16 protein-coding genes are annotated in these 20,087 nt (G+C 62.7%); 11 read left to right on the top strand and 5 right to left on the bottom strand.

Features of this window, described 5'->3' with window-relative positions; genetic code table 11:
* Nucleotides 1–197: 197 nt before the first annotated feature.
* Together cueA and cueR are read left to right on the top strand one after the other, a co-directional pair.
* A complete protein-coding gene (cueA, locus tag AB4N53_RS23175; protein ID WP_460123700.1) occupies nucleotides 198–2,591 on the top strand; it encodes a copper resistance metal-translocating P1-type ATPase CueA in 2,394 nt (797 codons plus the stop codon).
* On the top strand, nucleotides 2,588–3,001 hold the full coding sequence (gene cueR, locus AB4N53_RS23170; protein WP_016771827.1) for a Cu(I)-responsive transcriptional regulator: 414 nt from the start codon (nucleotides 2,588–2,590) through the stop codon (nucleotides 2,999–3,001). Before cueA ends, cueR begins: the two co-directional genes overlap by 4 nt.
* On the opposite strand, the gene AB4N53_RS23165 is transcribed toward cueR, so the two are convergent.
* The 3 genes from AB4N53_RS23165 to AB4N53_RS23155 form a co-directional block, all read right to left on the bottom strand.
* On the bottom strand, nucleotides 2,955–4,163 hold the full coding sequence (locus AB4N53_RS23165) for an MFS transporter (RefSeq protein ID WP_460123697.1): 1,209 nt from the start codon (nucleotides 4,161–4,163) through the stop codon (nucleotides 2,955–2,957). The genes cueR and AB4N53_RS23165 overlap by 47 nt on opposite strands.
* 180 nt (nucleotides 4,164–4,343) lie before the next feature.
* A complete protein-coding gene (locus AB4N53_RS23160; protein ID WP_016771829.1) occupies nucleotides 4,344–5,240 on the bottom strand; it encodes a PA4780 family RIO1-like protein kinase in 897 nt (298 codons plus the stop codon).
* 328 nt (nucleotides 5,241–5,568) lie between these two features.
* Nucleotides 5,569–6,846: an acetyl-CoA C-acetyltransferase gene (locus AB4N53_RS23155; protein ID WP_460123694.1), complete on the bottom strand. Its 1,278-nt coding sequence runs from the start codon at nucleotides 6,844–6,846 to the stop codon at nucleotides 5,569–5,571.
* 257 nt (nucleotides 6,847–7,103) lie between these two features.
* Between AB4N53_RS23155 and AB4N53_RS23150 the strand changes: the two genes are divergently transcribed.
* The 5 genes from AB4N53_RS23150 (at nucleotide 7,104) to AB4N53_RS23130 (ending at nucleotide 13,860) form a co-directional block, all read left to right on the top strand.
* Nucleotides 7,104–8,456, top strand: coding sequence for a 3-oxoacyl-ACP reductase (locus AB4N53_RS23150; RefSeq protein WP_460123692.1), 1,353 nt, complete (start codon nucleotides 7,104–7,106; stop codon nucleotides 8,454–8,456).
* Nucleotides 8,457–8,458: 2 nt separating this feature from the next.
* Nucleotides 8,459–9,313 carry a MaoC family dehydratase gene (locus AB4N53_RS23145; protein ID WP_460123689.1) on the top strand — a complete coding sequence of 285 codons (855 nt, stop codon included), beginning with the start codon at nucleotides 8,459–8,461 and terminating at the stop codon, nucleotides 9,311–9,313.
* A 302-nt stretch (nucleotides 9,314–9,615) separates the two neighbouring features.
* Nucleotides 9,616–11,172 carry a collagen-like triple helix repeat-containing protein gene (locus tag AB4N53_RS23140; protein WP_460123686.1) on the top strand — a complete coding sequence of 519 codons (1,557 nt, stop codon included), beginning with the start codon at nucleotides 9,616–9,618 and terminating at the stop codon, nucleotides 11,170–11,172.
* Nucleotides 11,173–11,306: 134 nt separating this feature from the next.
* Nucleotides 11,307–12,977, top strand: coding sequence for a ShlB/FhaC/HecB family hemolysin secretion/activation protein (locus AB4N53_RS23135; RefSeq protein WP_460123683.1), 1,671 nt, complete (start codon nucleotides 11,307–11,309; stop codon nucleotides 12,975–12,977).
* 520 nt (nucleotides 12,978–13,497) lie between these two features.
* Nucleotides 13,498–13,860 carry a DUF6124 family protein gene (locus AB4N53_RS23130; RefSeq protein ID WP_460123680.1) on the top strand — a complete coding sequence of 121 codons (363 nt, stop codon included), beginning with the start codon at nucleotides 13,498–13,500 and terminating at the stop codon, nucleotides 13,858–13,860.
* Nucleotides 13,861–14,417: 557 nt separating this feature from the next.
* Here the strand turns inward: AB4N53_RS23130 and AB4N53_RS23125 are convergent.
* Nucleotides 14,418–14,825 carry a response regulator gene (locus AB4N53_RS23125; RefSeq protein WP_460123677.1) on the bottom strand — a complete coding sequence of 136 codons (408 nt, stop codon included), beginning with the start codon at nucleotides 14,823–14,825 and terminating at the stop codon, nucleotides 14,418–14,420.
* 82 nt (nucleotides 14,826–14,907) lie between these two features.
* On the bottom strand, nucleotides 14,908–15,114 hold the full coding sequence (locus AB4N53_RS23120) for a Flp family type IVb pilin (RefSeq protein ID WP_425644159.1): 207 nt from the start codon (nucleotides 15,112–15,114) through the stop codon (nucleotides 14,908–14,910).
* Between the two features lie 338 nt (nucleotides 15,115–15,452).
* On the opposite strand from AB4N53_RS23120, the gene cpaB reads away from it, so the two are divergent.
* Genes cpaB through AB4N53_RS23100 form a run of 4 tightly spaced genes read left to right on the top strand, consistent with a single transcriptional unit; the run spans nucleotide 15,453 to nucleotide 20,084 of the window.
* Nucleotides 15,453–16,394 (top strand): Flp pilus assembly protein CpaB, encoded by a 942-nt coding sequence (cpaB, locus tag AB4N53_RS23115; protein WP_460139001.1) that lies wholly within the window; start codon nucleotides 15,453–15,455, stop codon nucleotides 16,392–16,394.
* 20 nt (nucleotides 16,395–16,414) lie between these two features.
* Nucleotides 16,415–17,632 carry a type II and III secretion system protein family protein gene (locus AB4N53_RS23110; RefSeq protein WP_073471824.1) on the top strand — a complete coding sequence of 406 codons (1,218 nt, stop codon included), beginning with the start codon at nucleotides 16,415–16,417 and terminating at the stop codon, nucleotides 17,630–17,632.
* On the top strand, nucleotides 17,629–18,819 hold the full coding sequence (locus tag AB4N53_RS23105; protein ID WP_460123673.1) for an AAA family ATPase: 1,191 nt from the start codon (nucleotides 17,629–17,631) through the stop codon (nucleotides 18,817–18,819). Before AB4N53_RS23110 ends, AB4N53_RS23105 begins: the two co-directional genes overlap by 4 nt.
* Complete coding sequence (locus tag AB4N53_RS23100) at nucleotides 18,816–20,084, top strand: CpaF family protein (protein ID WP_186567262.1); 1,269 nt, start codon at nucleotides 18,816–18,818, stop codon at nucleotides 20,082–20,084. The genes AB4N53_RS23105 and AB4N53_RS23100 overlap by 4 nt, the downstream gene beginning before the upstream one ends.
* Nucleotides 20,085–20,087: the final 3 nt, after the last annotated feature.

The following is a 20,087-nucleotide window of genomic DNA, read 5'->3' as shown; positions in this document are numbered from 1 at the left end:
GCAACCGCCTCGACCTGTGGGAGCGAGCCTGCCCGCGAAAGCGCCGGATCAGTCAACATGATTGCTGAATGCAGCACCGCATTCGCGAGCAGGCTCGCTCCCACAGTTTGTTTTGCAGCGCGTTGAATAATGGTGCTTGACCTTGCCCGCGTGGCAAGGTTGATCCTTGTAGGCATCCACTACAGGGAGCGCGACCGATGTCCGAATCCACCACTTTCGATCTGCCGATTGCCGGCATGACCTGCGCCAGTTGCGCCGGGCGTGTCGAGCGGGCGCTGCGCAAGGTCAGCGGCGCCAGTGCCGTCAGCGTCAACCTCGCCACCGAACAGGCCCGGGTGCAGGCGCCCGGCGACAGCCTGCCGGCGCTGATGCAAGCCGTGGAGCGCGCCGGTTACAGCGTGCCCCGGCAAACCGTCGAATTGAGCATCGACGGCATGACCTGCGCGTCCTGCGTCGGCCGCGTCGAACGTGCCCTGAACAAAGTCCCAAGCGTGAGCAGCGTCAGCGTCAATCTGGCCAACGAACGTGCGCACATCGAATTGCTCGGCCAGGTCGATGCACAAACCCTGCTCGACGCCGTGAGCAAGGCCGGTTACTCGGCCAGCGTCTGGCAAGCCGAACGGCCACAGTCCGATGACCAGCAAAAACGCCTGCACCGCGAGCGCTGGGCATTGATCTGTGCGATCGCCCTCGCCCTGCCGCTGGTGTTGCCGATGTTGCTGCAACCGTTCGGCATTCACTGGATGCTCCCGGCCTGGGCGCAATTCGCCCTCGCCACCCCCGTGCAATTCATCTTCGGCGCACGCTTTTATGTCGCGGCATGGAAAGCCGTTCGCGCCGGCGCCGGCAACATGGACCTGCTCGTCGCCCTCGGCACCAGCGCCGGTTATGGGCTGAGCGTCTATGAATGGGCCAGCGCCGGCGGACGCATGCCGCATCTGTATTTCGAGGCCTCGGCCGTGGTCATCGCCTTGGTGCTGCTCGGCAAATACCTCGAGAGCCGCGCCAAACGCCAGACCGCCAGCGCCATTCGCGCTCTCGAAGCATTGCGGCCGGAGCGGGCGATTCAGGTGGTCGACGGGCGTGAGCAGGACGTTGCGATCAGCGCCCTGCGCCTCGACGATCTGGTGCTGGTCAAACCCGGCGAACGCTTCCCGGTGGATGGCGAAGTCGTCGAAGGCCAGAGCCACGCGGACGAGGCGCTGATCAGCGGCGAAAGCCTGCCGGTGCCGAAACAACCGGGCGACAAGGTCACCGGCGGCGCGATCAATGGCGAAGGTCGTTTGCTGGTGCGCACCCAGGCGCTCGGCGCGGAAACCGTGCTGGCGCGGATCATTCGCCTGGTCGAGGACGCGCAAGCGGCGAAAGCGCCGATCCAGAAACTGGTGGACAAGGTCAGCCAGATCTTCGTGCCGACCGTGTTGCTGATCGCCCTGGCCACGCTGATCGGCTGGTGGCTGTATGGCGCGCCACTGGAAACCGCGTTGATCAATGCCGTCGCGGTGCTGGTGATCGCCTGCCCGTGCGCCCTCGGCCTCGCCACCCCGACGGCGATCATGGCTGGCACCGGCGTCGCCGCGCGTCATGGGATTCTGATCAAGGACGCCGAGGCGCTGGAGCGTGCCCACGAAGTCAGCAGTGTGGTGTTCGACAAGACCGGCACGCTGACCTCGGGGACGCCGCGTATCGCGCACTTCAGCGCGGTCGACGGCGACGAAAACAATCTGCTGACACTGGCCGGTGCCTTGCAGCGCGGCAGCGAGCATCCGTTGGCCAAAGCGGTGCTGGATGCAGCCGCCGAACGCGGCTTGAACGTGCCCGATGTCAGCGACAGCCAGGCGCTGACCGGGCGCGGCATCGCCGGCACGCTGGATGGCCGGCGCCTGGCGCTGGGCAATCGGCGGATGCTCGACGAAAGCGCTTTGAGTGCCGGCGATTTGCGCGCATCCGCCGAGGCCTGGGAACGCGAAGGCCGCACACTGTCGTGGTTGATTGAGCAAAATCCTCAGCCGAAGGTTCTGGGCCTGTTCGCCTTCGGTGACACGCTCAAACCCGGCGCCCTGCAGGCTGTGCAACAACTCGCCGCGCGGGATATCCACAGCCACCTGCTGACCGGCGACAACCGTGGCAGCGCACGGGTGGTGGCCGAGGCTCTGGGGATCCAAAATGTCCACGCCGAAGTACTGCCTGCCGACAAAGCCGCGACCGTCGCCGAGCTGAAGAAAACCGGCGTGGTCGCCATGGTCGGCGACGGCATCAACGATGCCCCGGCCCTCGCCGCTGCCGACATCGGCATCGCCATGGGCGGCGGCACCGACGTCGCCATGCACGCGGCCGGCATCACCTTGATGCGCGGCGATCCGCGACTGGTGCCGGCAGCGCTGGAGATCAGCCGCAAGACCTACGCAAAGATTCGCCAGAACCTGTTATGGGCCTTTGTCTACAACCTGATCGGCATTCCGCTGGCGGTGTTCGGCTTCCTCAATCCGGTGCTGGCCGGTGCGGCGATGGCGCTGTCGAGCGTCAGCGTGGTGAGCAATGCGCTACTGTTGAAAACCTGGAAACCCAAGGACCTGGAGGAACACCGATGAACATCGGCCAAGCGGCCCGACAAAGTGGCCTGAGTGCAAAAATGATCCGCTATTACGAGTCGATCGGCCTGCTCAAAGCGGCCAATCGCACCGACAGCGGTTACCGCGTGTACGGCAGCGATGACCTGCACACACTGGCATTCATCAAGCGCTCGCGGGATCTGGGCTTTTCCCTGGAGGAAGTCGGCAAGCTGCTGACCCTCTGGCAGGATCGCCAGCGCGCCAGCGCCGACGTGAAGGCCCTGGCGCGCCAGCACATCGACGAGCTGAATCAGAAGATCCGCGAGCTAGGCGAGTTGCGCGACACCCTGCAGGATCTGGTCGAGCATTGCAGCGGCGACCATCGCCCGGACTGCCCGATCCTCAAGGAACTGGCGTCGGGCTGCTGCGCGCAACCCGCCCGCGCCTGATCCGCAACAGCGTCACCACGCACAATGTACCCAGGGGAATGCCGTGGAACAGCATGACCACGGCCCCCGGCTTCCACCACGCATAGAACGGCGCGGCGACCAGCATGCCGATGCCGAAACCGCTCATCTGCAGCAAGGTCAGCACGCTGAAAATCGGCAGGCGCAATGCCGCAGGTTCCCGTTGCAGCCGAGACATCAGGCTGACTTCGGACACGCCATCGCCGAGCCCCGCCGGCAATGCAAACAGCAGCAGGCCCACGAGGCTGTGCTGCTGGAACATCAGAATGAAACCGCAGGACATCAGCGCCACGCCGCAGAAAAATCGTCTTTCGAGGTGACTGTTCTCCGAGCCCTTGAGGTGACTGGCAATGCGCGCGCCGAGCAATTTGCCGCTGGCCCATACCGCAAGCGCCAGGCCCAAGGTCGTACTCGCCGCCTCGGGCGTGAGCAGTTTCGAAATGATCGGGAAGCCGACGTTATGCGCGGCACTGCCCAAGGTGTCGGCCATGGTCACCGCGAGCATGGCCGCGACCACTGGCGCCGAACGAAGGCCTTGCCGCAGTGCAGACCATTCACCGCGCCCCGGCTGTTCGCTGATATCGGTTTTTTCGAAACGCAGCGGCACGATCAGCAGCGCCGCGAGTAAATAGGTCAGCGCGTTGAGGGCGAAGACCGTTTCGAAACCAAAAGCAGCCACCAGCACCCCCGACATCAGACTGCCGCCAACCATGGCTGCTGAAGAAGCTGAAGTGATCCAGGCGTTGGCCTTGATCAATTGCGCCGGCTCGATCAAGCGCGGCAACTGGCTGTTGAGGCCGATGGCGAACATCGAATTGCCCAAGCCGAGGCCGAAGGCAATCAACGGCAACAGCCACGCCTGCTGACTCGCCGGGGTGATCAACAGCAGCCCCAGTAGTGCAGCGCGCAACAGATCGAACGCAATCAGCGGCGCGCGGCCCTGCAAGCGCCGGTAGAAGCGTGTGCCAATCAGACTGGCGAAGATTCCGCCACCGACACGGCTGGCAAGGAAGATGCCGACGCTCATGGCGCTGTTGCTCAGCAGGTAGACGTAGGTGGCGAGCGCGACCATGTTGAGGAAGGCGCCGAAATCAGAGATCAGCCGGGCGGTTACGATCAGGTGGGTGTTGCGTGGAGTACTCACATACGGTCCTTGTAGGAGCTGCCGAAGGCTCGGGCCGCGTTCGGACGATCTTTTGATCTTGTCCTTGAAGCAAAGGCAAAAGATCGCAGCCTTCGGCAGCTCCTACAAGGGCACGCTCGCGTTTGCGGAAAGTGCGCAGGCACAAAAAACCCGGCCGAAGCCGGGCTTTTCATCACGAGATCACTGCATCCACGGCGGTGGAGGCGGTTCTTCGGGTTTGCCTTTCGGCGCGTCGTCCGCCGCGCGAATGGCCTGCTTGCGTTCCTCGTCGAGGCGCGCCGCTTCGATTTCGCGCAGCACCCCGCCGACATCCGCCAGGTCCTCCGGATCGTCGAACTCGCCGGTCAGCACACTGTTCGGGTGCAAGGTGCCCGCTTCGTACAACGCCCACATTTCCTTGGCGTACTTGGTCTTCTTCAATTCCGGCGCGAAACGGCCGAAGTACGAAGCCATGTTGCCAACGTCACGCTCGAGCATGCTGAACGCATGGTTGTTGCCCGCAGCGTCGACTGCCTGGGGCAGGTCGATGATGACCGGGCCGGTAGGTGTCAGCAGCACGTTGAACTCGGAGAGGTCACCGTGCACCAGACCGGTACACAACATCAAGACGATCTGCGAAATCAGGAACGCGTGATATTCGCGCGCCTGATCCGGCTCCAGCACCACGTCGTTCAGACGCGGCGCGGCGTCGCCGAATTCGTCGGCCACCAGTTCCATCAACAGCACGCCGTCGAGGAAGTCATAGGGTTTGGGCACTCGCACACCGGCGCCGGCCAGACGGAACAGCGCCGCCACTTCGGCGTTCTGCCAGGCGTCTTCGGTCTCTTTGCGACCGAACTTGGACCCCTTCGCCATGGCCCGCGCCTGACGGCTGTTACGAACCTTGCGGCCTTCCTGATACTCGGCCGCCTGGCGGAAACTGCGTTTATTCGCCTCCTTGTAGACCTTGGCGCAACGTAACTGATTGCCGCAGCGCACTACATAAACAGCTGCCTCTTTGCCACTCATCAGTGGGCGCAGCACTTCGTCGACCAGACCGTCCTCGATCAGGGGTTCAATGCGTTTTGGAGTCTTCATCAGCTTTTATTGTGGGTCCTTTATTACCAAACACGCGAATGTCACTCGTTATACGGCAATCCTCGCCCGACGGGGAGGGGTTGCCGACCTGTGAACCTTGAGGATGCACACACTGTGCCGGATCAATCGCAGCGACCCGGGCGAATCATAGCCGAGACCGTGGCATTGATTGGTATCGGCCGGCAAGGGCATTTGCGACAGAATCTGACATGCACATGCATCGGAAACCCTGTGGGAGCGAGCCTGCTCGCGAAAGCGGCCTGTCAGCAGAGAATGACGCTGACCCGGCTGCTTCGCGAGCAGGCTCGCTGCCACATTGGAATACTGCTTAACGTTCGATAATCGCGGTGACACCCTGTCCGCCCGCTGCACAGATCGAAATCAACCCTCGCCCCTTGCCCGCCGCATCCAGCAGTTTGGCCAGGTTCGCGACAATGCGCCCGCCCGTCGCGGCAAACGGATGCCCCGCCGCCAGTGAACTGCCTTTCACATTGAGCCGACTGCGATCAATCGACCCCAACGGTGCGTCGAGACCCAAGCGGGTTTTGCAATACTCGGGATCTTCCCAGGCCTTGAGCGTGCACAGGACTTGCGCAGCGAACGCTTCGTGAATCTCGTAGTAATCGAAATCCTGCAAGGTCAGGCCGTTGCGCGCCAGCAAGCGTGGTACGGCGTACACCGGCGCCATCAGCAGGCCCTCGGCACCATTGACGAAATCCACCGCCGCCGCTTCGCCGTCGCGCAGGTAAGCCAATATCGACAAGCCGCGCTCTTTGGCCCATTCCTCACTGCCGAGCAACACCACCGAAGCGCCATCGGTGAGCGGCGTAGAGTTACCCGCCGTCAGTGTGCCCTTGGCGCTTTTTTCGAACGCCGGTTTCAGCGTGGCGAGTTTTTCCAGGGTCAGGTCCGGGCGCAGATTGTTGTCGCGGGTCAGGCCGAGGAACGGCGTCATCAGATCGTTGTGCCAGCCTTCGCTGTAGGAGGCAGCGAGCTTGTGGTGGCTTTCGAGAGCCAGTTGATCCTGTTCTTCGCGGGGAATATTCCAGGTCTGCGCCATCAGCTCACAGTGCTCGCCCATCGACAGGCCGGTGCGCGGCTCGCCGTTGCGCGGGAATTCGGGGATCAAATGCCGGGGCCGCAACTGCAAAAGGGTTTTCAGTTTGTCGCCGGTGCTCTTGGCGCGGTTGGCCTGCAGAAGAATCCTGCGCAGGCCTTCGCTGACGCTGATCGGCGCGTCGGAGGTGGTGTCGACGCCGCCGGCAATGCCGCAGTCGATCTGGCCGAGGGCTATTTTGTTGGCCACCAGCAGCGCCGCTTCCAGACCGGTGCCGCAGGCTTGCTGGATGTCATAGGCCGGTGTCGTCGGAGACAAGCGCGAGCCGAGCACGCATTCGCGGGTCAGGTTCATATCCCGTGACAATTTAAGCACCGCGCCCGCCACCACTTCGCCGATGCGCTGGCCGTGCAGGTTGTAGCGTTCGATCAGGCCCTCCAGCGCGGCGGTGAGCATCGCCTGATTGCTGGCCGTGGCGTACGGCCCGTTGGAGCGGGCGAAAGGAATGCGGTTACCGCCGATGATCGCGACGCGGCGCAGTTGGGTCATGAAAAGCTCCTGTTCCAAATGGTCGAAATTTGCCCAATCCCTGTGGGAGCGAGCCTGCTCGCGAAGAGGCCGGCACATTCAGCCTCTTCAGCGCCTGATACAGCGCCTTCGCGAGCAGGCTCGCTCCCACATGAACCGCATTTATCTGCAAGACCTGCTAAACCTGAGTGTTCAAGCGTAGGCCTAATTGCGCCGATCGAACGATTGATTGCCGTAGGCAGTCCACACTTTGAACCCCAACTTCTGGAGAGCGTTCCATGTCTGACCGCTATATCGACTTCGCCAACTCATCCTTCGGCCATCGTCTGGTCGGGGCCTTGGGCCTGCCGTCGCCGGTGCGGCTGGAACGCTGGCAGGCGGGGCGTCTGCGGCCGATCGAGGGCGCCCTGTTGATCGGTGGCGGGCCGCTGGCCGAACGGATCAGCGGGTTCGCCAATCGCTTGACCGACGCGATCTACAGCTACGGCACCGAGCCCTCGCTGGCCACCGCGTGGATCCCCGGCCACGGGCCGAAAATCAAAGCAGTGGTGTTTGACGCCAGCGCTCTGCAACACACCGACCAACTCAAGCAACTGCGCGAATTTTTCCAGCCATTGATGAAGAACCTCGACCATAGCGCGCATCTGGTGATCCTCGGCCGCGCGCCGGAAAGTCTGGGTGATCCGTTCGCCTCCAGCGCGCAGCGGGCACTTGAAGGCTTTTCGCGTTCGCTGGCCAAGGAACTGCGCGGCGGTGGCACCTTGCAGTTGATCTACGTCGGCGAAGGTGCCGAAGATCAACTGGAAGGCCCGCTGCGATTCTTCCTCTCGCCGAAAAGCGCTTTCGTGTCCGGTCAGGTAATTCGCCTGACCGCGTGCGCCACGCCGGTCACCGACTGGACCCGCCCGCTGGCCGGGCGCAAGGCGTTGGTCACCGGTGCTGCACGCGGCATCGGCGCGTCGATTGCCGAAACCCTGGCGCGTGATGGCGCCGAGGTGATTCTGCTCGATGTACCGCCAGCCAAGACCGACCTCGAGGCCCTTGCTGCGCGCCTCGGCGGCCGGGCGATCACCCTTGATATCTGCGCCGATGACGCCGCCCCACAGTTGATCGAACACCTGCCCGACGGCCTCGACATTCTTGTGCACAACGCCGGCATCACCCGCGACAAGACCCTGGCCAACATGACCCCGGAATTCTGGGACGCGGTGCTGGCCGTCAACCTCAATGCTCCGCAAGTGCTGACCAAGGCCCTGCTCGACAGCGGCACCCTGCGTGATAACGCACGAGTGGTCCTGCTCGCCTCGATCAGCGGCATCGCCGGCAATCGCGGGCAAACCAACTACGCGGCGAGCAAGGCTGGCCTGATCGGTCTGGCCCAGGCATGGGCGCCGACGCTGTTGGAACGTGGCATCAGCATCAACGCCGTGGCCCCCGGTTTCATCGAGACGCAAATGACTGCGCACATTCCGTTCGGCCTGCGCGAAGCCGGGCGGCGCATGAGTTCGCTGGGCCAGGGCGGCTTGCCGCAAGACGTCGCCGAAGCCGTGGCGTGGCTGGCGCAACCGGGCACGGGCGCGTTCACCGGGCAGGCGTTGCGGGTCTGTGGGCAAAGCGTTTTGGGGGCTTGAGCATGAGCATCGAATGGCACACGCTGGATCGCGAACCGAGCCTGCCCGCGCTGTACTCGCGGGCAGCGACGCGACGCAAAATCACCGGCACGCAACTGCCCGACAGCGGGCTGCGCTGCTGGGTCGATATCGACGACAAACGACTGGCGGCCTATCGCAAAGTCTGCGGCTTCGTCGATGACGGCCTGCTGCCGCCGACCTATCCACACATCCTCGCCTTCGCCTTGCAGATGCAATTGCTCACCGCCAGGGACTTTCCGTTCCCGCTGCTGGGGCTGATTCACCTGAGCAACCGCATTCGCGTGTTACGGCCGATGGGCGCGATCAGTCGCGCGCAAGTCAGCGTGCGCGTGCACAACCTGCAACCGCACGCCAAAGGCGCAACCTTCGATCTGCTCACCACCCTGGACGATCAACTCGGGCCACTGTGGGAAGCCGAAAGCCGCATGCTCTGTCGCGGGGTAAAACTCGAAGGCGAGGCGCTGGCGCAGGACTGGCAGCCGTCACAGGATCTGCTCGAAGTGACGCGCTGGACTGCACCGGCCGATATCGGTCGCCAGTATGCGAAAGTCTCCGGCGACTACAACCCGATTCACCTGAGTGCGGCGAGCGCCAAGCTGTTCGGGTTTCCCACGGCGATCGCGCATGGACTATGGAACAAGGCGCGCACACTGGCGGCCCTCTCCGATCATCTGCCCAAAGCCAACCTGGAAATCGCCGTGCACTTTCGCAAACCGGTGCGCCTGCCCAGTGAAGTGACATTGCTGGCCAGTGCCGCAGGCTCCAGCGGTGAGTTGCGCCTGATCGGTGCCGGCGATCTGGAACATATGGTCGGTCAATGGCAACCGATCGCCTGATCTGGCGGGGCGCAAAAGCCTGTTAATTGTGTATATATCACTTAAGTTTTTCCGCGCCCTGCCCGCCGCTTCGCAAAAAACCGAGCCTTGAATATCAAGGCTTTTTTTGCCCGTTTATTACCTGGGTATTAGTCCTTCGGCATTGCGCCAGGCCCTCTATATAAAGGGGTTAATACCAACTTGAGAATGGTGAAAAACCTGCCCTCGACTGAGATTACAGCCACGGACGAGGCATCGCCGACGACAGATCGGCGAGCCATCGAAGGCAACGTAACGTTGTGACAGGTGCAGGAATCTCAATCATGAAAACTCAAGTGATGTGGTCCAAATCGGCAATCGCGCTGGCACTGATTCTTTCGGTTGGCCTCGTCGGCTGCAGCAGCGGCGGTGGCGGTCATCGCAGCAGCTCGGGCAGCTCGACGGCGGACGGCACGGCGGGCACCGATGGCAGCGGTGGCGCGGGTAGCGGAACCGGCGGTGAGACTGCCGGCACTGGCGGCGCTGGAGGCGGTACCGGTGGCACTGGCGGAACCGGCGGCGGCACCGATCCGACCAATCCAACCAACCCTACAGATCCGACCGATCCCACCACCCCGACCAACCCGGTCACACCTTCGCTGGTGACCACAACGCTGGTGCAGGATGTAGGCAAAACCGTCAGCGGTGCCGGCGATGGCGTCGGCCAGATCGGCGATTCGCTGAGCACGGTTCCAGTCGCTGGCGGTATCGTCCAGAGCCTGGCCAACACCACCGGCAACGTTGTCAGCACCCTGGGCGATGGCGTCACTGATGGCATCGGCAAACTGGCCACTGACCCCAACGGACTGACCACCACCGTGGCCTCGGTTGGCGGTGTGGTTTCCGATGTTGGCAACGGCGTGTCGGACCTCAGCGTCAAACTGAACACAGCGACCCGAAGCGTTCCCGTCGTTGGCGGTGTAGTCACCCGCGTGGCGCCGCTGGTCGATGGCATCGGCGAAAAAGTCACCATGCTTGGCGACACCCTCAACACCTCACTGACCAGCGGCCCGACCAGCCAATTGACCAACAAGGTCGGCAGCGGCCTGGTGCCGGTGATCGCCATGGTCGAAAGCACCACCGACAAACTCGGCGATGCCACCGGCCTGGGTGATCCGCTCAAAGGGGTGATTTCGAAGGTGGGCGGCACGGTGAACAGCGTCGGCGGCAAAGTCACCGACGCAGGCAGCGGCAATGCCCTGACCAACACCCTTGGCGGCGCGCTGAGCAACACCGGCACGGCGGTCGGCAAAGCGGGTGGCCTGGTGTCGAATGGCACTGGCTCGGGTACTGGCGGCATCGGTGGTGGTCTTGGTGGCACCGGCCTGTTGCAAACTGTCGGTGGTGCGGTGGTCAACGTCGGCAGCGGCCTGAATGCCGGCAGCACCAGCGGCGTGGTCAGTGCCGGCGGCGTCACCGCTGGCGGGCTGGGCAACACGATTGCTTCGCTCAACACCGTACTCGGCGGCTCGGGCACACCGATCACTGCCACCACTTCACCGCTGGCCAGCGTCGGCGCCGCAGTCGGTACAGGCCTCAATCCGGTCACCAGCGCGGTCACCACTGTCACTCAACAGGTCGGCGCCGCTACCGGTCTCGGCACTCCGGTTGCCGGTATCACCGGACAGGTCGGTGCTGCGGTGGGCAGCCTTGGCGGCGCGATTGCCGCCACCAACAATCCGGTCACCACTGCAGTCGGCGGTCTGGTCACCAACGTCGGCGGCACCGTGGCAGCGGTCGGTGGTCTCGTCAACGGCGGCACTGCAACTGGCGGCACAACTGGTGGTCTGGGCGGGGTACTCGGCGGCCTGACCGGCGCGCTGGGCGGCAACAAACGCTAAATTGCACCTGGCCGATTCGACGGCCTTACCTACAGCGCCTACGCTTGGTTGAGGGCGGAAGATTCCCACGAGTCTTCCGCCTTTTTTCTAAGGAAAAACCTGCCCTGTGCTGTGTTCTGACCATGGAGTGTCCTATGCGCGTACTGGCATCCCTGCTGTGCCTGAGCCTCAGTTCCGCTGCCCTCGCCGACACCTTGCCCAGCTTTCTCAACAGCAACGAAACCATCCGCAACCTGCCCGTACCCAACCTGCCCGCCGACGCCTATCGGCCGAGTGCGGCGCCGCTGCAGGTGCCCGATCCGGGCGCGACCGCCGCACAGCCACTGCTGATGGAAACCAAGGTCAACCTCAAGACCGTGCAGATCGAAGGCGGCACGATCTATCCGCTCAACGAACTCGCGGAAATCTACAAGCCCCTGATCGGCCGCCAGGCCAGCCTTGCCGAACTGATCGAAGCCACACGCAACATCACCCGCCGCTATCAGCAGGATGGCTATCTGTTGTCCTACGCGTTCCTGCCGCAACAAAACTTCGATGATGGCGTGGCCCGCGTGGTGCTGGTCGAGGGCTACGTGCGCGATATCCAGATGCAGGGCGACATCGGCCGGGTCAAAAGCCTGCTCGACAAACTCGCCGCGAAAATCCAGGCCGAACGCCCGCTGACGCGCAAGACCTTCGAGCGCTACACCACGCTGATGAGCCGCATTCCCGGGGTGACCCTGCAAGCGCAAGTGCCGCCACCGGGCACCACTGATGGCGCGACCACCCTGGTTGCCCAGGCCAGTCGCAAACCGTTCACCAGCACCCTGAGCACCACCGAAGACAACCGCAACGGCCCGCAGGCGTTGCTCGGTGTCAGCAGCAATTCGCAGACCTCGATGGGCGAACAGCTGAGCCTCAGCGGCCTGTTCCCACCGGGCGACGACAAAGAGCATTACTACCGTCTCGACTACAGCCAGTTCCTCGATACCGAGGGCACCCAACTCAACGTCTCGGCCTCGCGTTACCGCGCCGACCCGGACACCGAAGTGCTGGTCGGCGGTGGCGGACGCCTGAGTACCCACCGCGAGAACGATCGCTACTCGATCGGCTTCAGCACGCCCCTGATCGCCTCCGCCAACGAACTGCTGACCGCCGGCTCGCGCCTGTATGCGGTCGACGACAAGACACGCTACGACGGCATCAACTTTCCCTTCAGCACCGAACTGCGCACCGATGTCCGCGCCCTGGCTTTCGAAGGAGACTGGCGCAAGGCCGACGCCCGCCAACTGCGCATCCTCAGCGCCGGCGTCTACCAGGGCTTCGACAGCCTCGGCGCGAGCACCAACTATGACGACATCGACCTGGATTTCTTCCGCGTGCGCCTGTCCGGCGTGCAGAGCGACAAGTTTCTCGACAACTGGCAAGGCGTGCTCTCGGCGGCGCTGTACTGGAGCGACGACACCTTGCCCGACAGCGAACGCGCCGTATTCGGCGGGCAGAACTTCGGCCGTGGCTACCCCGACGACCAGGCCTCGGGCGACAAGGGATGGGGCGTGGCTTACGAGGTCAACTACAGCTTCAACCGCGACGGCAACTGGGTGCGCATCCTGCAACCCTACGTCGTCGTCGACCGCTCGCGCAGCTGGTTCAACCAACTGCCGGTGCAGGCCAACAACCTGTCATCCACCGCGCTCGGACTGAGGTTCGGCGATGCCAAGTACTACAACGTCGCCCTGGAAGTGGCGAAGGCCATGTCGGATGAAGCGCTGGATACGCTGAATCGCAAGCCGCGTTACAGCATCAGTTTCAGTTATCAGTTGTGAGGGCCGAGCGGTGTGTCAGTCAGGATTTTTTTGACTGACGCACCGCCTTCGCGAGCAGGCTCGCTCCCACAGATTCGGCGGTGTTCACGGTTCCTGAGGACAACCGCCGTCCCTGTGGGAGCGAGCCTGCTCGCGAAAGCGTTCGGCGATTCAACCGATCTATCGCAGCGCTTAAACCAGCCGTTTAAACACACGCCCCGTTACCTCGCAACCGCCCACAAATCCTTGCGCCGTTGCCTACGGCTACGCCAGAATCCGCCGGCTTGTGCGCTTGGGGCGCGGGTTCTATCGTTTGCCTGCCACTGCTCATCAGTGGTCGGGTTTAGTCGCCCGCTTGTCCACGACGCACAGGTTCCTGTCAGCCAGGTATTGCATACCTGCACTTGATGGTGGCTGTGCGCAGGGCGCCTCCGGGCGCGCCGATTTCGTGGCTCATCGGTCGACTAACCTGCGTGCAGCTGCCTCCCTTTCGTTTAGTCGCGAACCGGTTGCGGCCCTACTCCATCAGGAGACTGAGCCCGTGAAAAAGATAACGCCCGATCCACCCCTTGCCGATCCGACCTTCGCCGACCCGCTCGTCGAAGCACAAAAACTCAAGGAAGCCGCCGACCGCGCCATTGATTACTACCTCAACCCCCGCCTCATCAAAGACCCTGCCGCACCGCGCAAACCCAGCACCCTGTTCTTCGTCGACCCGGCTGCGGACAACGAAACCCTGTTGGTCCATGCCTGCGAATCACTGGCCTCGGCAAGCATCATGGCCAGCGACCTCGCCGGATTTATCGATGGACCGCAGCGCAGCTCCCTGCTGGGGATACAACAGGTGATCATGCTGGGCGAACTGGCGGTCAACCGCGTACTGGACAGGCTTGTGCCGGAGTGAAAAGAGCAAGAGGTTGATTGCGCAGGTGGTGAGTCAGGCAGAGCGTTGTTGGCTGACTGGCCGCCTTCGCTGGCAAGCCAGCTCCCACAGGATTGATGTACATCAGGAAGAAACTGGTTGGCTGTCAGGCCGCCTTCGCGAGCAGGCTCGCTCCCACAGAAAAGCACAAGCAAAGTCAAAAGATCGCAGCCTTCGGCAGCTCCTACACCCGATGAGCGTTAGCTCGAGTAAAGCTTTTGATCTTGATCCACCGGCGACGTCGGAAGGCTGAGTGGAGGGATTGATCCGGGCGTGGGAGCGTAGCGACCGTCTGGCGCAGCCAGACACAGCGGAAGGAGGTGCAGCGAAGCAAACCGTAGCCGCTGCGCCCGGATCAGTCCCGGAGCGAAGGAACCCGAGCCTGCGAGGGCCGAACGTAGGAGCAAGCCTTTTGGGTTACCTTTTTGGCGTTTGAAAAAGGTGACTCGCCGTAAGGGCGAAACCGCCAGCCGCCACACCCGAAGCAACGGATATTCACCCACCCCCCCAAGAACACGGTCGGCCCAAAGGCCGCCGAGTCACCCGGCCTGCACCCGAGGCTTGGGAAACAGATTATCGAGAGTCTCCAGCAACCTCACGTGATAAATCGGCTTGCGAAACAAATCCAGCACCTGCAACCGCAACATATCGCTGACATCCTCCATATCCGCATGCCCCGACATCACAATCACCGGCAAATGCTCGCGCGACGTATGCTCACGCAGCCGCCTGATCAACGACATGCCCGACTCCTCCGGCATGCGCAGATCAGTAATCACCAAAGCAATATCCGGATGCCGGGTCAGCAAATGCAACGCCAGCTTCACCGACGTCGCGGTGTGACAGACAAACCCCTCCCCCTCCAGCAACTCCGCCAACTCCAGCAACGCGTCTTCTTCATCATCAACCAGAAGCAGTTGTTGGCGGGACGACGAAGACGCGTTCATAGGCAATACCTGAATACTGAAAGGTAAATCCAGTGTAGTGCGATATCAGCCAGGTGCAGAGTTCATAAAAATCGAAAGGTGCTTAAGGAGTCGGAGCCTGAGCCGGTGCCGCCGGAAGTGCATTCAAAATGCTGTTGAATATCGCCAGGATCCGATCTCCAATCGGCGTAATGAACGCCACAACCACCACCGCCACCATCGCCACCACAATCGCATATTCGATCGCCGAAGCCCCCTCTTCACTGCGGGCAAACGCGCGAGCCTTGGCGATCACATAATCGAAAGTCATACGAAACATAAGTTCACTCCTTCGCGCCTTTGGCGCCGACATCACCACCGCGGCATGGTTCCACCGTGCCACCTGAGCATTGTCAACAAACCCCCGCCCAACAACTGTAAGAACGCATTAATCACAAAGCATTAATCCCATCGTTTTTCCGCCGTTTCCGGCTGTTAACTGGCCAAAGTCATACTTTGGTACGGTTATTTCGCCTGTCACTAATGGCGCTTTTGCTTGGATCAGCTAGCTTGGAAATAGCGAAATAGTTGCATGTTCATAGCTGCCGAAGCAGTCCGCCTTTCGCAAGCAAATGCAATCGGTTGTGCAGCAGGAAAGGGAGAGCCGTCATGAACAGTCGCGTCACCATGGGCCTTGCCGCGTTGCTGTTGCTCGGCGCGGTTGTTGTCGGTTACTGGGGGCTGGTGCTCAGTCGTCAGCCGGCCCCGGTCGCCGAGGCGCCCGTCGCCCCAGCGGTCAGCATTGAACAGACTGTCGCGATTGCCGAAGACCAGATCCGCCAACCGGTGGTGGTGCTGCTCCACGATGTACCGCCGTTCACGCCGTTGACCGCCACCGATGTAACCGTGGAAAAACTGCGCAGCGCACCGGCCGGCAGCCTGACCAGCATCGAACAGGCAGTCGGCCGCACGCCTTGGCGCCACCTCAGCGCTGGCACCTGGCTCAATGACGAAAGCTTCCAGGCCGGCGGTGCGCTGGCGCGGATGATTCGCCGCGACGAACGCGCGCTGACCGTGGCCGTCGATGAAGTGATCGGTGGCGCCGGGCAATTGCTGCCGGGCGATTACGTTGATGTGCTGCTGTATCTGCGCGAGGACGCGAGCAACCTGCAGCAGTCGGCGCAGATCGCCGTTCCGGCTTTGCGTGTGCTTGGGGTCGGCGATCAGTACGGCCTGACCAACGACGGCCAACCGGCATCGCCGAGCCTCAGCGCCGAAGAAAAACTCAAACAGGACCAGCGCCGCATCGCCGCACGCACTGTGGTGCTGGCGGTGCCGGAACAACTGCTCAGCCGCCTGATGCTCGCCACTCAAGTCGGCACGTTGCGTCTCGCAGTGCGCAGCAGCGAAGAACAACGGCTGGCGAAGTACTGGGCCGGCGAAGCGCAATCGCCCGCGCACCTGGATCGCGCCAACAGCCAGCTTTTCCAGTTCACTCAACTCGCCCTGGGCAGCGCCCAAAAAACACCTGCCACCGCCAGTACCGGCGCGGCGCCCAGGCCTGCGGTGGAAATCATTCGCGGCAACCAGATCAGCCAACAAACCCCATGACTGCGCAAGGATTCACGTGCATGCAGAGTCGACTCAGACCGACATTGAAACCGGCGCTCCGGGCGTTGCTGTTGTTGGGATTGACGATGGATACCGCCCTCGCTGCGGTCGGCAATTGCTCGGCACTGCCGCGCCTGCCCTCGGTGATCGAAATCGGTGAAGGCTTCCAGCAGGACATGCAGTCACCGGTGGCAATCACTCGGCTGGCAGTGGGCGATCCGAAAATTGCCGACGTGCATGCCAATGGCGGTTCGTCCTTTTTGCTCACGGGCGTCGGCCCCGGCGCGACCAGCCTGATGGTCTGGACGGCCTGCTCGGCGCAGCCTCAGCAAGCCATGGTCTTCGTCCAGGGCGCGGCAACCACGGCGCTGACCAGCAGCGTGCCGTCGGACGATCCGACCCTGCCATCGCAGGTGCAGACCGACATCCGCTTCGTCGAAGTCAGCCGGACCAAACTCAAGGAAGCCACCGCGTCGCTGATCGGCACGCGCGGCAACTTCCTGTTCGGCTCGCCCGGCACACTGCCGCCGATTGACGGCGTGCCGCAGCCGCGCCTGCCGGTGGATAACTCGCTGTTCAACTTTTCCTGGGTCGGCGGCAAGACCATGGCAATCATCAACGCCCTGGAAACCAGCGGCTTCGCCTATACCCTGGCGCGGCCAAGTCTGGTGGCACTGAACGGGCAGAGTGCGAGCTTCCTGGCCGGCGGTGAAATCCCCATTCCGGTGCCCAGTTCCGGCAGCGACAGCGTGTCGATCGAGTACAAGGAGTTCGGCATCCGCCTGACCCTGACGCCAACCATCATCGGCCGCGATCGCATCGCGCTGAAGGTCGCCCCGGAGGTCAGCGAACTGGATTTTGCCAACGCGGTGAACATCGCCGGCACCACCGTTCCGGCGCTGACCATCCGCCGTACCGACACCAGCGTGTCGCTGGGTGATGGCGAAAGTTTCGTCATCAGCGGTTTGATCAGCACCACCAACAGTTCGCAGGTGAACAAGTTTCCAGGCCTTGGCGACATTCCCATCCTCGGGGCGTTTTTCAAGGGTTCGCAGATCAAACGCGAAGAGCGTGAACTGCTGATGATCGTCACCCCCCATCTGGTCCAGCCATTGGCGGCGGACGCGCGACTGCCGTCGTTGCCGGGGGAGAAACTGCGCAATTACGACCCGAATTTCTATCGCATGTTCTTCCTCGAGAACGGTAACTTCGACAAGCGCAGCGGGTTGTCGCAATGAACCAGAATCTCAGCCAGACCTTCCTCGCCATCACCCGCAACAGCACCGATCTGGAATGGCTGCAAAGCGCCCTCGCGCCACTGGGCCAAGTCATCAGCGCCGGCGCCGGCAGCCTCGACGAACTGCTCGCACTGGTCGATGTAACGTTCGCCAATCTGGTCTTCGTCGGTCTCGACCGCGAGCACGTGGTGGCGCAGAGCGCGTTGATCGAAGGTGCGCTGGAAGCCAAGCCGATGCTGGCGATCGTTGCCCTCGGCGACGGCATGGACAATCAACTGGTGCTCAATGCGATGCGCGCAGGGGCGCGGGATTTCGTCGCCTATGGCTCGCGTTCCAGCGAAGTCGCCGGACTGGTGCGGCGCCTGAGCAAACGCTTGCCGGCCGTTGCGCCCAACACCCAGCTCGGCGGGCTTACCGTCATGTACGGCGTGCAGGGCAGTTCCGACGGTGCCTTGCTCGCCAATCACATGGCCATGGTGGTGCAGAAGAGCGGCCAGCAAACCCTGCTGCTCGATCTCGGCCTGCCCCGTGGCGACAGCCTCGCGTTGTTGGGGCTGGAGAGTTCCTTTCACTTCGGCGATGCCCTGCGTCATTTGCGCCGCCTCGACGCGACGTTGATCGACAGCGCTTTCACCAGCGCCGACCACGGCCTGCGCATTCTTGCCTATGCCAACACTGACGAACCGCTGGAAACCACCAGCGCCGCCGAGCTGTACATGCTGCTCAGCGCCTTGCGCCAGCACTTCCAGCACATTGTCGTGAACCTCACCGGACAGGCCGACAGCGAGGCCTTGCGCACCTTCGTCAGCCATTGCGACAAACTGCTGTGGTACACCGACCAGAACGTCCTCAACTGCCGACGCAACCTCGCCGTGCTCAACCAGTGGCGCGAGAAAGGCATGAAACTCGAGCACGGGCGCTTGCTGATCGATCGCTACCTGAACAACGTCGCGCCGGATGCCGAGACCCTGGGCAAGACCTTCAATCTGGAAGTCATCGCCGTGCTGGCGTTCAGTCCCGATGTGCGCCTGAACGCAAAAAACCAGGGCGTGAGTCTGTTCGAACTGGCGCCCCGGGAGAAACTCACCCAGAGCCTGCGCGCCCTCGGTGAGCGTCTGGCCAAGCGCTCCGAAGGCCTGAGCAAACCGAAAGTCACCTGGTTTGATCGTCTGCGAGGTAACTCATGAGCGCAGAAAAACTCTTTGGCGCGACGCCACGCGGAGCGATCGGCAACAGCGATCACGAAGGCCTGAAACTGGTCCTGCACCGCTACATCATCGACGCCATCGAGGAGTCAGGGAAAAACCTGCTGGAAGGTTCACGCCAGCAACTGGCGCAGTTCGTCACCGACAAGGTCGCCGAATACATCGCGCGTTTGCACCTGGCGATTTCGCGCTACGAGATGGAGCGCCTCGGCGAAGAAATCGTCGATGAGCTCACCGGTTTCGGCCCGCTGGAAGTCCTGCTGCGTGACCCGTCGGTGACGGAAATTCTGGTCAACGGCCCGCACCGGGTGTTCATCGAGCGCGACGGCGTATTGCATCAGAGCGATCTGCGTTTTATCGATGCACATCACGTCGAGCGGGTCATGCAACGCATTCTTGCGCCGCTCGGGCGCCGCCTCGATGAGTCCTCGCCAATGGTCGATGCGCGCCTGCCCGATGGCAGCCGGGTCAACGCGATCATCCCGCCGATCGCCCTCGACGGCCCGTGTCTGTCGATCCGCAAGTTCCGCAAGGACATGCTCAAGAGCACCGACCTGATGGCGATGCAGACCATCGATCTGGCGATCTTCGAATTCCTGCAGAATGCCGTGGGCAAGCGGTGCAACATCCTGATCAGCGGCGGCACCGGCACCGGCAAGACCACGCTGTTGAACATCCTCAGCCAGTTGATCAACCCGCACGAACGACTGGTGACCATCGAAGACGTCGCCGAACTGCAACTCGGCCATCCGCATGTGGTGCGTCTGGAAACCCGCCCACCCAATGCCGAGGGGCATGGCGAGGTCAAGGCCAGCGACCTGATTCGCAACGCCCTGCGCATGCGTCCGGACCGGATCATTCTCGGCGAGATCCGTGGCGTCGAAGTGGTCGACGTACTCACCGCGATGAACACCGGCCACGATGGTTCGATGAGCACCGTGCACGCCAACAATGCCCAGGACGCGTTGCTGCGTCTGGAGACGCTGGTCGGGCTGACCGGGCGCTCGATTGCCGAACGCACCTTGCGCCAGATGATCTGCGCCGCCCTCGACGTGATCATTCAACTGACGCGCATGCCCGACGGCCGGCGCTGCGTCAGCGAAGTGGTGGAAGTGGTCGGCATTCGCGAGGACGTTTACGTCACCAACACCCTGTTCCGCCTCGACCGCCGCACAGGTTTCGGCTTCGTCCGCGAAGCGGTCAACCCGGCCGGCGACAAGCTGCGCCACGACGCTCACCTGGGCTGACGG

This window comes from Pseudomonas sp. H3_E04 (genome assembly GCF_054668915.1).
Note: the sequence above shows the minus strand (reverse complement) of the source record. Positions and strands in the feature narration are given on the sequence as shown.

What these genes read in the sequence shown, in the direction of transcription:
- cueA (WP_460123700.1), top strand. Translation starts at nt 198, where the DNA reads ATGTCCGAATCCACCACTTTCGATCTGCCGATTGCCGGCATGACCTGC.
- cueR (WP_016771827.1), top strand. Translation starts at nt 2,588, where the DNA reads ATGAACATCGGCCAAGCGGCCCGACAAAGTGGCCTGAGTGCAAAAATG.
- AB4N53_RS23160 (WP_016771829.1), bottom strand. Translation starts at nt 5,240, where the DNA reads ATGAAGACTCCAAAACGCATTGAACCCCTGATCGAGGACGGTCTGGTC.
- AB4N53_RS23155 (WP_460123694.1), bottom strand. Translation starts at nt 6,846, where the DNA reads ATGACCCAACTGCGCCGCGTCGCGATCATCGGCGGTAACCGCATTCCT.
- AB4N53_RS23150 (WP_460123692.1), top strand. Translation starts at nt 7,104, where the DNA reads ATGTCTGACCGCTATATCGACTTCGCCAACTCATCCTTCGGCCATCGT.
- AB4N53_RS23145 (WP_460123689.1), top strand. Translation starts at nt 8,459, where the DNA reads ATGAGCATCGAATGGCACACGCTGGATCGCGAACCGAGCCTGCCCGCG.
- AB4N53_RS23140 (WP_460123686.1), top strand. Translation starts at nt 9,616, where the DNA reads ATGAAAACTCAAGTGATGTGGTCCAAATCGGCAATCGCGCTGGCACTG.
- AB4N53_RS23135 (WP_460123683.1), top strand. Translation starts at nt 11,307, where the DNA reads ATGCGCGTACTGGCATCCCTGCTGTGCCTGAGCCTCAGTTCCGCTGCC.
- AB4N53_RS23125 (WP_460123677.1), bottom strand. Translation starts at nt 14,825, where the DNA reads ATGAACGCGTCTTCGTCGTCCCGCCAACAACTGCTTCTGGTTGATGAT.
- AB4N53_RS23120 (WP_425644159.1), bottom strand. Translation starts at nt 15,114, where the DNA reads ATGACTTTCGATTATGTGATCGCCAAGGCTCGCGCGTTTGCCCGCAGT.
- cpaB (WP_460139001.1), top strand. Translation starts at nt 15,453, where the DNA reads ATGAACAGTCGCGTCACCATGGGCCTTGCCGCGTTGCTGTTGCTCGGC.
- AB4N53_RS23110 (WP_073471824.1), top strand. Translation starts at nt 16,415, where the DNA reads ATGCAGAGTCGACTCAGACCGACATTGAAACCGGCGCTCCGGGCGTTG.
- AB4N53_RS23105 (WP_460123673.1), top strand. Translation starts at nt 17,629, where the DNA reads ATGAACCAGAATCTCAGCCAGACCTTCCTCGCCATCACCCGCAACAGC.
- AB4N53_RS23100 (WP_186567262.1), top strand. Translation starts at nt 18,816, where the DNA reads ATGAGCGCAGAAAAACTCTTTGGCGCGACGCCACGCGGAGCGATCGGC.